Annotated in this window: 13 protein-coding genes; 10 read left to right on the forward strand and 3 right to left on the reverse strand. The window is 63.9% G+C overall.

The window, feature by feature from the left end; all coding sequences use genetic code 11:
* Window positions 1-19 precede the first annotated feature (19 nt).
* Both CT676_RS09745 and CT676_RS09750 read left to right on the forward strand, forming a co-directional pair.
* Window positions 20-700: a redoxin domain-containing protein gene (locus tag CT676_RS09745; RefSeq protein WP_135214490.1), complete on the forward strand. Its 681-nt coding sequence runs from the start codon at window positions 20-22 to the stop codon at window positions 698-700.
* Window positions 701-869: 169 nt separating this feature from the next.
* Entirely contained in the window at window positions 870-2315 is a 1446-nt protein-coding gene (locus CT676_RS09750) for an adenylate/guanylate cyclase domain-containing protein (RefSeq protein ID WP_135214491.1), read from the forward strand.
* Between the two features lie 33 nt (window positions 2316-2348).
* On the opposite strand, the gene CT676_RS09755 is transcribed toward CT676_RS09750, so the two are convergent.
* Window positions 2349-3191: a uroporphyrinogen-III synthase gene (locus CT676_RS09755; protein WP_135214492.1), complete on the reverse strand. Its 843-nt coding sequence runs from the start codon at window positions 3189-3191 to the stop codon at window positions 2349-2351.
* Window positions 3192-3365: 174 nt separating this feature from the next.
* Between CT676_RS09755 and purU the strand changes: the two genes are divergently transcribed.
* A complete protein-coding gene (gene purU, locus CT676_RS09760; protein WP_135214493.1) occupies window positions 3366-4229 on the forward strand; it encodes a formyltetrahydrofolate deformylase in 864 nt (287 codons plus the stop codon).
* Window positions 4230-4354: 125 nt separating this feature from the next.
* Here the strand turns inward: purU and CT676_RS09765 are convergent, their stop codons facing one another.
* Complete coding sequence (locus tag CT676_RS09765; RefSeq protein ID WP_135214494.1) at window positions 4355-4639, reverse strand: hypothetical protein; 285 nt, start codon at window positions 4637-4639, stop codon at window positions 4355-4357.
* A 521-nt stretch (window positions 4640-5160) separates the two neighbouring features.
* Here CT676_RS09765 and CT676_RS09770 point away from each other — a divergent pair.
* From CT676_RS09770 to CT676_RS09795, 6 genes are all read left to right on the forward strand, one after another.
* The gene (locus tag CT676_RS09770) at window positions 5161-6351 is read left to right on the forward strand and encodes an ABC transporter substrate-binding protein (RefSeq protein ID WP_135214495.1); all 1191 of its coding nucleotides are present in this window, start codon (window positions 5161-5163) and stop codon (window positions 6349-6351) included.
* A 134-nt stretch (window positions 6352-6485) separates the two neighbouring features.
* Window positions 6486-7355, forward strand: coding sequence for a branched-chain amino acid ABC transporter permease (locus tag CT676_RS09775; protein ID WP_007612509.1), 870 nt, complete (start codon window positions 6486-6488; stop codon window positions 7353-7355).
* 8 nt (window positions 7356-7363) lie between these two features.
* Complete coding sequence (locus CT676_RS09780) at window positions 7364-8392, forward strand: branched-chain amino acid ABC transporter permease (RefSeq protein WP_135214496.1); 1029 nt, start codon at window positions 7364-7366, stop codon at window positions 8390-8392.
* Entirely contained in the window at window positions 8389-9144 is a 756-nt protein-coding gene (locus tag CT676_RS09785) for an ABC transporter ATP-binding protein (protein WP_135214497.1), read from the forward strand. Before CT676_RS09780 ends, CT676_RS09785 begins: the two co-directional genes overlap by 4 nt.
* On the forward strand, window positions 9137-9853 hold the full coding sequence (locus CT676_RS09790) for an ABC transporter ATP-binding protein (protein WP_071912048.1): 717 nt from the start codon (window positions 9137-9139) through the stop codon (window positions 9851-9853). The genes CT676_RS09785 and CT676_RS09790 overlap by 8 nt, the downstream gene beginning before the upstream one ends.
* A gap of 19 nt (window positions 9854-9872) precedes the next feature.
* On the forward strand, window positions 9873-10991 hold the full coding sequence (locus CT676_RS09795; RefSeq protein WP_038957542.1) for a cobalamin-independent methionine synthase II family protein: 1119 nt from the start codon (window positions 9873-9875) through the stop codon (window positions 10989-10991).
* Window positions 10992-11199: 208 nt separating this feature from the next.
* On the opposite strand, the gene CT676_RS09805 is transcribed toward CT676_RS09795, so the two are convergent.
* Entirely contained in the window at window positions 11200-12906 is a 1707-nt protein-coding gene (locus tag CT676_RS09805; RefSeq protein WP_135214498.1) for a caspase family protein, read from the reverse strand.
* A gap of 163 nt (window positions 12907-13069) precedes the next feature.
* Between CT676_RS09805 and CT676_RS09810 the strand changes: the two genes are divergently transcribed.
* Window positions 13070-14425: a hypothetical protein gene (locus tag CT676_RS09810; RefSeq protein ID WP_135214499.1), complete on the forward strand. Its 1356-nt coding sequence runs from the start codon at window positions 13070-13072 to the stop codon at window positions 14423-14425.
* Window positions 14426-14431: the final 6 nt, after the last annotated feature.

The following is a 14431-nucleotide window of genomic DNA, read 5'->3' on the forward strand; positions in this document are numbered from 1 at the left end:
CATATGAAGGAGTTCAACCATGCCGGAACTTCATGTCGATGGACCGCTTCAACCGGGCGATCGCGCACCGAACATCGTGCTGGACGCGATCACACGCGATGGAACGATCGCGCTCCAGGATTTTCGCGGGCACAGTCCGATATTGATCGGCTTGTATCGCGGCCTGCACTGCCCGTTCTGCCGCCGTCATATCGCGGCGCAGGCGCAACTCGACGCGGCTCTGCGCGACAAGGGCGTCGAAAGTCTCACGGTGGTGAATACGCCGATCGAGCGTGCGCGGCTCTACTTCCGTTATCACCCTTTGCCCAATCTGCTCGCGGCGTCCGATCCCGAGCGGGTCTCGCACCGTGCGTTCGGCTTGCCCAATCTCGAGTTCACGGAGAAGGAAACCGATTGGCCGCGCAAGGTGGGCATGGATGTGGTCATGAGCATGCAAGTGGACATTCCCGGAGAATTGCCCGGGCCGATGAATCGTTTGGCGGCTGCCGAGCAGCTCAACAAGAAGGATGGCTACGAGATGATGGAGGCCGATCAGCGCATGGCGGCAACCGGCCAGGGCCAGCTGTTCGGCCAGTTCCTGCTCGATCGGGAAGGGGTCGTACGCTGGACCTTTACCGAGGTTCCGGAAGGCGGCCAGCGCATGTTCGGGGCGCCGACCCCTCAGGAGGTGATGTTGGCCGCCTCGCAGATGGCAAGCTAGGCATCGTCGCCTGGTTGGCGCTGTAAATGCTGCGCTCAACGTGCCGCAATCCGCGGCTTCCTCTCCGCCGGCGTTGTCGCCGTTGCGGATATCGATGGTCGCGTGAACTGCGCATCAGTCTGAGGCGCAGCCATTCCTGTTCATGACGTTGCAATGACGGAGGCGCACAATGACCAGCATCCAGGAGCGGCTCCTGGAAAGTAAGATGACCGAGATTGAGCAGGCCCGATCCTGGAGCCCACGCGTGATCTCGAAATTTGAGACGCTCATCAGGAGCGGTGACGATCTGTCACTCTACCGGATCAATCCCCTGACGTTCGCGCGTGATCGCGGCATTGCCGAGGCGGATAGCATCGATCTGTTTTTGCATGCCACAAGAAACGGGTTGTTCGAGATGAGCTGGGACGTTGTTTGTCCCCAATCCGGCATGGTGCTCGACAGCTTTGGCGCTCTGCGCACCCTGAAGACCCATTACGTGTGCGGCCTGTGCGACGTCAGCGGCGAAACCGACCTCGACGATTTCATTGAGGTTACGTTTACGGTCTCGCCGCAGCTCCGGCGGCTTCCATTTCATGATCCTCATTCCCTCTCGGTCGAGGATTTCCACTGGAAACTTCGTTTCTCGGGCGACGCGCGCATGCCCGGCCAGCCGATCCGATTTCTCGATTTCCTGCATGGATTGGTTCGCGGACTTGCGTTCTTGCCACCGGGTTCGACCACCACTCTTCGCGCCGATCTCGGTCCCGGTGCTCTGGCTGGCGTCAACATTCAAACGCAGGCTGCGTTCGCGGTCTCGGTCGCAGGCGAACCCGCAATCGCGCCGACCGTCTTGCGAGTTGGATATGATGGACGGCGCTTTTCGCCGTCGCTGTCCGCCGTTCCGCCTGGCCCCATTGTGATCGACGTGGAGAACTTCGGCGCAGTGCGTGGGTCATTACTCCTGATCAATTGGCCGCCCGAAGTTCTGTCTCAGACGACCAAGCCTGCGCTCGAGTTCGAACCGTATATGTCCGGCGGCATGTTACTCGCGCGGCAAACCTTCCGCCGCCTGTTCCGCTCGGAACGCGTCGATGAGCGAGAAGGGCTCGGCATCCGGCAGGTGACCTTGCTGTTCACGGATCTCAAGGGGTCGACCGCGATGTACGAGCGTCTCGGCGATCTGAATGCCTATGCCCTGGTCCGCGAGCATTTTGCCTTGCTGGGAGCGACCGTCCAGGAGCATTCCGGCGCCATCGTCAAGACGATCGGGGACGCCGTGATGGCAGTCTTCTCCCGCCCGACCGACGCCGTCTCCGCGGCGTTGCATATGCTCCGGGAAACAGAACGCTACAATGGCGAGCATGGTGAGCCGAGCATCATCCTGAAGATTGGAGCGCATTGTGGTCCGTCGATTGCCGTGACCCTCAACGAGAATCTGGACTACTTCGGGCAGACCGTGAATGTTGCGGCGCGCGTGCAATCGTTGGCCGATGCCGGCGAAATCTGTCTCTCGGAATCGCTTTATTCCGCGCCAGGCGTCAGCGGTCTCCTCGCCGGTCACGCCATCGTTGAGTTTGATGCACCTCTCCGCGGCGTCGAAGGAAATGCATGCGTGTATCGTGTCGTGCGTAGATAGAATCCTGCTCCGGCATGACCCTGCCGAAGATCTTCACTTCACCGGCACTTTCGGCTTCTTCCCCTCCAGCGCCACGGCCATCGCCGAGATCAGCGGGCGCATGAAATAGTGGTCTTCCGCCGGTGCGATGTCCGTGCGCAGGCCATGCGCGGCGAGTTCCCCCGACACCGCAGGGCCCACCGACGCGATCAGCGTCCGCTCCAACCCTGCGCGCAATTTCGCCTCGCTGCCGTGTGCCTTTGCGGTCTCCACGAGGCGGCGGACCTGGCCAAGATTGGTCAGCGCGATGGAATCGATCCGCCCCTCGGCCATGTCGTCGATGGCGGCGACGATGTTGGCATCCGCTGCCTTGGAATCGTAGGCATAAGGCAGTACGGTATCGACATCGGCGCCTTGCGCGGCAAGCGCACCGGTCAGTACGCTGTGGTCCTTGTCCGGATAAAGCTGAAGGCCGAGGCGTCGCCCCTTCAGATCGAGCCTGCCCAGCATTTCGATCACGCCCTCGGTGGTCGGCTTCTCCGTGGTCTGCTGCGCATCGAGGGAGATCTCGCGCAACGCCTTGCCGGGCTTCGGGCCGCGGGTGAATTTTCGCGATTTGGCGAGGGCTGCGACCAGAGCCTGGTCGAGACCACGGCTCCGCGCGAGCTTCATGATCCGCCGCAGGCCTTCGCCCGTCATCAGCACGAGATCGTCAAAGGGCAGGTCGATGGCGCGGCGGATCCAGGCCTCGACCGGGGCGGGATCGGGCGCGTCGTGAATAGTGAACATCGGGCACTGCACGACATCGGCACCTTGCTCCGCCAGAAGCTTTGAAAACTGCGCCTCCTCGCGCGTCTCCAGGATCAGGATGCGGTAGCCGTTCAAGCGGTCGGCCATGGGTGTGCTCCGGCGGTAAATTGCAATGGTCCGTTCATCCTGACTCCGCGCTTTATGCTGACGCAAGTCTTTGGGATCAAGTCTTGGGATTGGCGCGAGGGCGGGGTCGGTGATAGAGCAGGGCGCAAATCGCGGGTCGTTCCGCAGTCGCTGCCCAAACCTTCATCAAGAGCCATGCCCGATCATCAATATGTCCTGACCCTGTCCTGTCCGGATCGTCCCGGCATCGTCTCAGCGGTGTCGACCTTCCTGGCCCATAACGGACAGAACATTCTCGATGCCCAGCAGTTCGACGACATCGAGACCAAGAAGTTCTTCATGCGCGTGGTGTTCACCGCGGCCGATCTCGCCGTGGAGCTGTCGGCGCTCCAGACCGGCTTTGCCGCGATCGCGGAGCGTTTCGGCATGGAGTGGCAGATGCGCGACCGTGCCGCGCATCGCAAGGTGATGCTGCTGGTGTCGAAGTCCGACCACTGCCTGGTCGACATCCTCTATCGCTGGCGCACCGGCGAGCTGCCGATGGTCCCGACCGCAATCGTCTCCAACCATCCGCGCGAGGTCTATGCCGGGCTCGACTTCGGCGGAATCCCGTTCCACCATCTGCCCGTCACCAAGGAGACCAAGCGCGTGCAGGAGGCGCAGATCCTCGATCTCGTCGCCGAGACACGAACCGATCTCGTCGTGCTCGCGCGCTACATGCAGATCCTGTCGGATGATCTTTCTGCCAAGCTTTCCGGCCGCTGCATCAACATCCACCACTCGTTCCTGCCGGGCTTCAAGGGCGCAAAGCCCTATCACCAGGCCCATGAGCGCGGCGTCAAGCTGATCGGCGCTACCGCCCATTACGTCACGCGCGACCTCGACGAAGGCCCGATCGTCGATCAGGACGTCGAGCGCATCAGCCATCGCGACACGCCGGAGGATCTCGTCCGCAAGGGCCGCGATATCGAGCGGCGCGTGCTGACCCGCGCGATCCGCTACCACCTCGACGACCGCGTCATCCTCAACGGCCGCAAGACCGTGGTGTTCATGGATTGATTGCCCGTCGTTCCGGAGCGCGCGACGCGCGAATCCGGAACCTCGAGATTCTCGGGTGCGCAATTGCGCACCATAGTTCGCCTCTGCGAGGCGTCCCGGAATGACAGCGAGATCATTGTTGTGCCTCAGCGCACCGCGCCGCCCCACGTGGACCCCGTCGCACCCTTCTGCGCCTGCTCTTCCTTCTCGCGATCCGCCGCCGGCAGCAGCCGCTTGCGTTCGCGCTCTTTCATGTAGGCGTCGTATTGCGGCGTGCCGGGCCGCGGCGGTGCGTCGGCCGGTAGGCCGCCGGCCCATTGCGGGACGTAATCGCCCATGCCGGTGGTGAGCTTTTCGTTGACGGTGCCGCAGCCGGACAGCGCCGCGGCGAGCGCAAAGAGGGTGAGGACGGAGCGGAAGGGTTTGAGCATTGTGCGCGCGCGAATTCAGTCAGGTTGGACGCCGGGTTAGGCTGGCGCGGGAGGAGTAGTCTTCAACAAGGTAAAATAGACTTATTCGAGGTGGGTAATTAGCTACCGATTTGCGCTGAACCGAAGACTCGCCGGTGTCCGAATTCTGCAAAAGAAAGACGAAATCCTCCATCCACGCGTCCGGTCGCTTTCTAGACTGTGGCAAGGGGCACGCGACAAACTGGCTTGGTCGGCGGCGGGGCTTTTTCGTTGACAGGTCCATTTTATTTGTACAATCGTACAAATAGGAGCGGCCAGGATCGGGGGCTCGGGTTACCCCGACGTAACCACGGCATCGCTCCCGTCGTCGGCAATTGGGACGCGCGGCTTGCGCCGAATGGTCGCCAAACGTCCGATTGACAATAAGGGCGCGAAAGACGCCATGTGGCGCGACATCGCGCGTGCGTGAGCTAAGGTTGAGCCAAGGACCGGGCACTCGGTCCGGCGCACAAGAGGTCAGGAATGAAGGGGAGGGACATCTGATGTTCGAACGGAAGACGTTTTCTTACAAGGTCTCTTGGACCGCAGCAGCGGCCGCCATCGCCGGCCTCGCGGCCATCGTGCCGGCCAAGGCCGAGGACACCGTTAAGGTCGGCCTGATCCTGCCGATGACCGGCGGCCAGGCCTCGACCGGCAAGCAGATCGAGAACGCGATCAAGCTCTACATGCAGCAGAAGGGCGACACCGTCGCCGGCAAGAAGATCGAGATCATCCTCAAGGACGACGCCGCGATTCCGGACAAGACCAAGACGGCCGCGCAGGAGCTGATCGTCAACGACAAGGTCAATTTCATCGCCGGCTTCGGCGTGACGCCGGCCGCGCTCGCGGCCGCGCCGCTCGCAACCCAGGCCAAGATCCCGGAAGTCGTGATGGCGGCCGGCACCTCCATCATCACCGAGCGCTCGCCCTACATCGTGCGCACCAGCTTCACGCTGGCGCAGTCGTCGACCATCATCGCCGACTGGGCAGTGAAGAACGGCATCAAGAAGGTGGCGACGCTCACCTCCGACTACGCGCCGGGCAACGACGCGCTGAACTTCTTCAAGCAGAATTTCACCGCCGGCGGCGGTGAGGTGGTCGAAGAGGTGAAGACGCCGCTCGCAAATCCGGATTTCGCGCCGTTCCTCCAGCGCATGAAGGACGCCAAGCCCGACGCGATCTTCGTGTTCGTGCCGGCCGGCCAGGGCGGCAACTTCATGAAGCAGTATTCCGAGCGTGGCCTCGACAAGGCCGGCATCAGGGTGATCGGACCGGGCGACGTCACCGACGACGACCTGCTCAACAACATGGGCGACGCCGTGCTCGGCACGGTCACCGCGCATCTGTATTCCGCGGCGCATCCCTCGCAGATGAACAAGGATTTCGTCGCGGCCTACAAGAAGGCCTTCGGCAACCGCCCGGGCTTCATGGCCGTGAGCGGCTATGACGGCATCCACCTCATCTACGAGGCGCTGAAGAAGACCAACGGCGACACCGATGGCACCAAGCTGGTCGAAGCCATGAAGGGCCAGAAGTGGGAAAGCCCGCGCGGCCCGATCTCGATCGACCCCGAGACCCGCGACATCGTGCAGAACATCTACATCCGCAAAGTCGAGAAGGTCGACGGCGAGCTCTACAATGTCGAGTTCGCGACCTTCGAAGCCGTCAAGGATCTCGGCAAGACGAAGAAGTGACGCGCGAAAAGCGCGTCATCCCCGTGCGCGCTTAGCGCGCATCGGGGATCTCGACGTGATGGAAATGGATTCCGGGTTCAGCGCTGCGCGCTGCCCCGGAATGACGAGTGATTACCAGGGTTCACCCGCATCCGATGACCTCTATCCTCACCAACCTGTTCGATGGCGTTGCCTACGGCATGCTGCTGTTCGTGCTCGCTTGCGGGCTTGCGGTCACGCTCGGCCTGATGAACTTCGTCAACCTCGCCCACGGCGCCTTCGCCATGGCCGGCGGCTATGTCTGCATGGTCCTGGTCAATCGGATGGGCTGGCCGTTCTTCGCCGCGCTGCCGCTCGCCTTCGTCTCGTCGGCTGCGATCGGCATCGTGCTGGAGCGAACGCTCTACCGCCATCTCTATGCGCGCAGCCATCTCGACCAGGTGCTGTTCACGATCGGTCTCACGTTCATGTCGGTCGCGGCCGTCGACTACATCCAGGGCTCGTCGCGGGTGTTCATCAATTTGCCGGCTGCGCTCCAGGGCCAGTTCGACGTGTTCGGCGTCGGCATCGGCCGCTACCGGTTGATGATCATCGTGATCTGCGGCCTGCTCACCATTGGTCTCCAGATGGTGCTGGCCAAGACCCGGTTCGGCAGCCGCCTGCGCGCCGCGGTCGATGATCCCCGTGCTGCGAGCGGCCTTGGCATCAACGTGCCGCAGGTGTTCGCCTTCACCTTCGCTTTCGGTTGCGGGCTCGCCGGCCTCGGCGGCGCGCTGAGCGCCGAGATCCTCGGCCTCGATCCGTATTTCCCGCTGAAGTTCATGATCTACTTCCTGATCGTCGTCACCGTCGGCGGCTCGTCCTCGATCACCGGGCCGTTCCTGGCCTCGCTCCTGCTCGGCATCGGCGACGTCGCCGGCAAATATTACGTGCCGAAGATGGGCCCCTTCGTGATCTACACCATGATGATCGTGATCCTGATCTGGCGCCCGAACGGCCTGTTCGGCCGCACGGCCGCGCGTTGAGGCCGCCGATGAGCGCTTCCTCCGACGTCGGTTATCACGCCCAGCGCCAGGCGCGCTGGCACTATGGCGAAGTCGCCTTCTGGCTGGTCGTGCTGGCCTGCGGCTTCGCATTTCCCACGCGCTATCTGATCATGACCGACATCCTGCGGCTGGCGCTGTTTGCGATGTCGCTGGATCTCATCCTTGGTTATGCCGGCATCGTCTCGCTCGGCCACGCCGCCTTCTTCGGCGTCGGCGCCTACGCCGCGGGGCTTCTCGCCTTGCATGGCATCATCAACGAGCCCGTGCTCGCGCTGATCGTCGCCGGCCTTGCCGCGATGGTGCTGGGTTTCGCCACCAGCTTCCTGGTGATCCGCGGCGTCGATCTGACCCGGCTGATGGTCACGCTCGGCATCGCGCTGCTGCTTGAAGCGCTCGCCGAGCGCTTCTCTAACATCACCGGCGGCACCGACGGCCTTCAGGGCATCGAGATGCAGCCGATCTTCGGCGAGATTGCGTTCGACATGTTCGGCAAGACCGGCTTTTTCTACTCGCTGGCGGTGCTGTTCCTGTTGTTCCTGTTCGCCCGCCGCGTCGTGCATTCGCCGTTCGGCCTGTCGCTGCGCGCGATCAAGAACAATCCGCTGCGCGCCGCCGCCATCGGCATCCCCGTCAACCGCCGCCTGATCGCGATCTACACGCTCGCGGCGTTCTATGCCGGCATCGCGGGCGCGCTGTTCACCCAGACCACGGCGATCGCCTCCCTCGACGTGTTCGCCTTCGAGCGTTCGGCCGATTTGATGCTGGTGCTCGTGATTGGCGGAACCGGATATCTCTATGGCGGGCTGGTCGGTGCGGTGGTGTTCCGTATGCTCCAGGAATTGTTCTCCACCATCACCCCGCAATATTGGCAGTTCTGGATCGGTCTCGTGCTGGTCGTGATCGTGCTGGTCGGCCGCCAGCGCCTGCATCGCTGGGTGCTGTACGTGCCGAACCTGGTCATCAAGCAGGTTGCCGGACGCAAGGCCGTCGTTGCCGTGCCGGAGAGCGACGCATGACCATCGCGCTCGAAACCCAAAATCTCGAAAAGCAGTTCGGCGGTCTGCGCGTGACGCGGGACCTGTCGCTCAAGATCGAGCAGGGCGCCCGCCACGCGCTGATCGGCCCGAACGGCGCCGGCAAGACCACTGTGATCAACCAGCTCACCGGCGTGCTCAAGCCGAACTCGGGCCGGATCCTGCTCGAAGGCCAGGACATCACGGATTTGCCGGTGCACAAGCGCGTGCTGCGCGGCCTGTCGCGCACCTTCCAGATCAACCAGCTCTATCCCGACCTGACCCCGCTCGAGACCATCGGCCTCGCCGTCTCCGAGCGCCTCGGCCATGGCGGCGACTGGTGGCGGCGGATGGGCACGCGGGGCGACGTCAACGGCGAGATCGCCGATCTCCTGAGGCGCTTCCATCTGCTCGACGTCATGAACGAAGAGACCGTGACGCTGCCTTACGGCAAGCAACGCCTGCTCGAGATCGCGGTCGCGATCGCCGCCAAGCCGCGCGTGCTGCTGCTCGACGAGCCCGCCGCCGGCGTGCCCGAGAGCGAACGCCACGACATTCTCGCCGTCGTAGGCAGCCTGCCGCGCGACGTCACCGTGCTGCTGATCGAGCACGACATGGACCTCGTCTTTTCCTTCGCCGACCGCATCTCGGTATTGGTCTCGGGCGCGCTGCTCACCGAAGGTCCGCCCGACGTGGTCGCGCGCGACCCGCAGGTCAAGGCCGTCTATCTCGGCGAGGAGGCGGTCAATGTCTGACCTGCTCGCAATCGACGCACTTCGCGCCGGCTATGGCGAGGCGGTGGTGCTGCCCAACATGTCCCTGCGCCTCGCCGAGGGGCAGGTGCTCGCGTTGCTGGGCCGCAATGGCACCGGCAAGACCACGCTGATCAACTCCATCGTCGGTGTCACCCGCCGTTTCTCCGGTTCTGTCGCGCTGGCCGGCACCGATGTCACGAGCTTGCGGCCCGATCAGCGGGCGCGGGCCGGCATTGGCTGGGTGCCGCAGGAGCGCAACATCTTCCGCTCGCTGACGGTGGAAGAGAACATGACCGCGGTGGCGCAGCCCGGCCCCTGGACGGTCGAGAGGGTCTACGAGATGTTCCCGCGGCTGAAGGAGCGGCGGAGCAATTTTGGCAACCAGCTCTCCGGCGGCGAGCAGCAGATGCTGGCGATCGGCCGGGCGCTGACCCTCAACCCGAAGGTTCTGCTGCTGGACGAGCCGACCGAGGGTCTCGCCCCCATCATCGTCGAGGAGCTTCTGAAGGCGATCGGCGCCATCACCCGGGCGGGCGGCATCTGCTCGATCATCGTCGAGCAGAACGCGCAAAAGATTCTGGGGCTCGCCGACCGTGTTGTGATATTGGAGCGCGGAACGATCGTCCACGACGCCCCGAGCGCCGCGCTGAAGGCCGACCCGTCGGTCCTCGAGCGCCACCTCGGCGTCGCAGGGGCGGCGGCCCACTAAAATATCCCGGGAGTAGAAAATGCAGCGAACCAAAGCCCCCTTCCGCGCCGACGAGGTCGGCAGCCTCTTGCGTCCCGCGAAGATCAAGGAAGCCCGCGCCAGGCTCGAGAAGGGCGAGATCTCGGTCGACGATCTGCGCAAGATCGAGGACATGGAGATCGAGAAGGTCGTGCACAAGCAGGCCTCGATCGGCTTGAAGCTCGCGACCGACGGCGAATTCCGCCGCTCCTGGTGGCACTTTGACTTCCTGGCCAAGCTCACGGGCTGCGAAATGTTTCACCCGGACACGGGCATCCAGTTCGCGGGCGTCGAGACGCGGCATGACGCGGTCCGCGTGATCGGCAAGCTCGATTTCCCCGACGACCATCCGATGCTGGATCACTTCCGCTTCTTGAAGAAGTCCGCCGACCAGGCCCACGTCACCGCCAAGATGACGATCCCCTCGCCGGCGGTGCTGCACTTCCGCGGCGGCCGCAAGGCGATCTCCAAGGACGTCTATCCCGATCTCGACGCGTTCTACGAAGACCTAGGCAAGACCTACCGCAAGGCCGTGAAGGCGTTTTACGATGCCGGCTGCCGCTATCTTCAGTTCGACGACACCGTGTGGGCCTATCTCTGTTCGCAGGACGAATTGAAGAAGGCGCGCGAGCGCGGCGACAATCCCGAGGGTCTCCAGCAGATCTATGCGCGCGTCATCAATTACGCGCTGGCCGAGAAGCCGGCCGACATGGTGGTGACGACGCATGTCTGCCGCGGCAATTTCCGCTCGACCTGGATTTCTTCGGGCGGCTACGAGCCCGTGGCCGAGACCATGCTGGCCGGTACCAATTACGATGGCTACTTCCTCGAATACGACAGCGACCGCGCCGGCGGCTTCGAGCCGCTGCGCTTCCTGCCCAAGGGTAACAAGGTCGTCGTGGTCGGCGTTATCACCTCGAAGTTCGGCGAGCTCGAGAAAAAGGACGACATCAAGCGTCGCCTCGAAGAGGCCGCCAAATTCGCGCCGCTGGAGCAGCTCGCGCTGTCCCCGCAGTGCGGCTTTGCCTCGACCGAGGAAGGCAACATCCTCTCCGAGGAAGAGCAGTGGGCCAAGCTCGGCCTCGCGGTCGAGATCGCCAAGGAAGTGTGGGGCAACTAAGCGCTGCGCAGTCCGTCACGTGAGTGACGGCGAGGCCTCACCACACACTCACTGTCATTCCCCGCGAAAGCGGGGAATCCAGTACACCGCGGCCTATCGATTCAACCACAACTGTCTCGGAGTACTGGATCGCCCGGTCAAGCCGGGCGATGACACCTGAGTGTTGAGCGAATAGCGCGGCGTTCAAAACCGGTGCGCTCACCCGCCCTCACTTCTCCGCCAGATAGACCTCGCCCAGCAGCGACGAGTTCGACCACGGCACCTGCTTGTTCTTCGTGCTCGAGACCACTTCCGCCCGCACGCGCGTCAGCATCTGCTGCACCTCCAGCCCTGGCGTGCCGAGATGGCGGGAGAGGGCGGCGGAGAACGGCGAGTTGGCGCCTTCGCCATCGAGCGCGACCTGGCCCGGCGCGGTGGCGAACGCGATCAGCGTCCCCGCGCCCAGCGTTGCACCGGCGCCCAGGCTCGTTGGCGCTGCGAGGCCCGAAGCGCCCTCGATGCCTCGGTTGGTGCCGGCGGCTGCGACCTGCTGCGCCATCGGATTGTTGCGGCAGGCATCGAAGATCAAAATATTGGTGCGGACCTGGTCGTCGAGGCCGGCCATGATCGTGTCCATGTCGATCATCGCCTCCGTCATGCCCGCGCCGGGCTTGAGCTCGACGTCGACGGGGATGAGATAGTTGCGGCCGTCGACCTGCACGCCGTGGCCGGCATAGTACACCAACGCGACCTGTGCCCGCGCCGCCTCGCGCAGGAAGTCGCGCGTCACTTTCTGCATCGCTGCGCGGTCGAGATCGATGCCCTCCGACACCGTGAAGCCGATGTCGCGCAGGCTCCTGGCAACGGCGCGCGCATCGTTGGCCGGATTGGGCAGCGCCTTGACATGCGCGTAGGCGCCATTGCCGATCACCAGTGCGAGGTGCTTGCCAGGCGTCGCCGGGGTAGGCGAGGGCGCAGGTGCCGCGCCCGTTTGCTGCGGGGCCGGCTGCGTCACCGGTGACGGCGCATCGCGCGGGATGGGAGTGAGCGCATCCGTCACCAGCGATAGCCGCACCTTGGCGGTCGCCTGGTTGGCCTTGCTGCCGGCATCGGACGCCACGATCGCCAGCGTCGCCTTGTAGTCGTCGCGCGCATGGGCGTAGTCGCCCTTCGCCTCATAGGCCAGCGCGCGGTGGATATAGCCGGAGATCAGCACGCTGTTCGGCGGCGTCATGATGTTGACGGGCGGTTTTTCCTTCGCAAGCCGGATCGCCTCGCTGCCATCGGCAACGGCGCGATCGAGATCGCCTCGCACGCGCCAGATCGCGGTGCGGTTGATCAGCGGCTGCGGCAGTGTCGGGTCGAGCCGGATCGCCTGGTTGATGTCGGCAAGCGCGCCGTCGAGATCGCCGAGCGCCTCCTTCGCAATGCCGCGATTCTGGAACGAGAACGTCGATTTGGGCTGCAGCTTGATCGTGGCATCGTAATCGGCAATGGCCTTGGCGTAGTCGCCCTTGCCGCGCCAGGCGTTGCCGCGATTGTGGAAGATGGTGCCATCAGGCGGGCCGAGCTTCAGCGCGTCGTCGAAATCGGCGATCGCGATGTCGTAGTCGCCCTTGTCGTAATAGGCCGATCCCCTGAGATTGTAGACCGCCTGGCTCGGCTGGAGCCGGATCGCCTCGGTGGTGTCGGCGATGACCTTCGAATAGTCGCCCTTCTTGTTCCAGCCCACCGCGCGCCAGAAATAGATCGTCGCGAGCTGCTCGCCTTTGAACACCTTCAGCGCGACGATCTTGTTGCAGGCGTCGATCATCTGGTCCGGCGGCGTGGCGTCGGTCGTGCAGAGCGGCCCGAGCTGGCTGCGCGCCTGCGCGAAGGCGGGCGCGGCCCACATGGGCGCTGTGAGCAGGCAGAGCGCGACGAGCACGCGGCGCATGGTGATGGTCCCTTGAAGGAGAAGCGCTTGTTTGTTGCCCGGCGGTCCGCCGGGGTTCACGCGCTCGTCATTGGTGGGGTAAAGCCAAGAGAGGGTATTCCCTCAGTGGGCAGATTTTGCTACGACGCTGGTCCCAACAGTTCTGCCCACCGCTTTCCCACTCATGAAGAACGACGAAATCCTCAGCCAAATCACCGAGTTCTGCCGCAAGGCGGACATGGCGGAATCGACGTTTGGCCGGCGCGCGGTGAACGATGGGAAGCTGGTCCATCGCCTGCGCGAGGGAAAGCGCATCACGATCGACACGCTGGAGCGGATCCAGGCCTATATCGCCGCATCGACGACGGGCGGCCTGCCGCCGCCGCGGGGGCTCCAGGTGCCCCCGGAAAAACGCGATCCGCGTGGCAATTTCCGTTTCTTCGAGAACCGGCAAAAATACCTGCTGTTCGTCCATACCTGCAGCGAGAAGCGGGTGGTCGCCGAGCGCGTCGCGCTGGAGCTCGCCAGCATCCATCCGCGCCCGCCGGCGCTGCGCATCTTCGACGCAGGCGTCGGCGACGGCACGGTGCTGGCCCGGGTGCTGCGCGCAACGCACCAGCGCTACCCGCACATGCCGTTCTACGTCGCCGGCAAGGAGCTCAGCCTCGAGGACTTGCGGCTGACGTTGGAGAGGGTCCCGGACCGCATTTTCGAGCATCCGGCGTCGGTGTTCGTGTTCACCAACATGTTCTACTCGGAGGCGCCCTGGCTCACGCCGGCATCGCCTGCGGCGGCGGCCGCCACCGTCTGGCACGAGGTTCCGTTACGGGGCGCCTCGTCAGGCGAGTTCGAGCAGCAGATCGCCGAGTTGAGGCCGTTCCTGGAGCAGAATTGGCGCGCCGCGATCAGCCCACGCACGGCCATGCCGCTCTACGAGCGGCCCGTCGTCCTGGTGCTGTACCGCGAGGACCACAGGTTCCTGCTGGATTCGACCATTCCGCGGCCGGGCCAGACCGAGGCCAATTTCGACCTGGTCATTGCGTCCCAGCCCTACCGCGCCCTGTCCTCGGTCAATTTCCGGGCAAAGCGGATCATTGCACCGCTGGCGCGGGCGCTTCGGCCGGGCGGGCGCCTGATCGGTATCCACTCCCACGGTCACGATCCCGGCATGGAAATGATCCAGGCGATCTGGCCTGGAGAAAATCCTTTCGCGGTCAGCCGTCATGAGCTATTGCGCGCGGTAAAGTATGAGCTCGGGTCGTTGGGCCGCGACCTAAATTTTAATGCTTATGCGGACAACCGTTCGATCTTCAGGTATGATATGGAAGCGCTGCCCAACGAGGTGACGGGTATCATCGGAACCTCGACGGCCTTTGCAGCGTGGAATGCGGCGGTGTATGTGGCGCAGATCGAGGACGACCGATTGACAGAAATGACTCAAAACGGCCGCACTCTGGATGCCGCCCGGGACGTGCTGCGGAAGTACAACGGGCTCTGGTTTCTCGACGAGTCCTACGTCATCTCGCGACGGCGTGATTGACATAAT

It is taken from the genome of Bradyrhizobium sp. MOS001, from assembly GCF_004634465.1.
Taxonomy (GTDB): domain Bacteria; phylum Pseudomonadota; class Alphaproteobacteria; order Rhizobiales; family Xanthobacteraceae; genus Bradyrhizobium; species Bradyrhizobium barranii.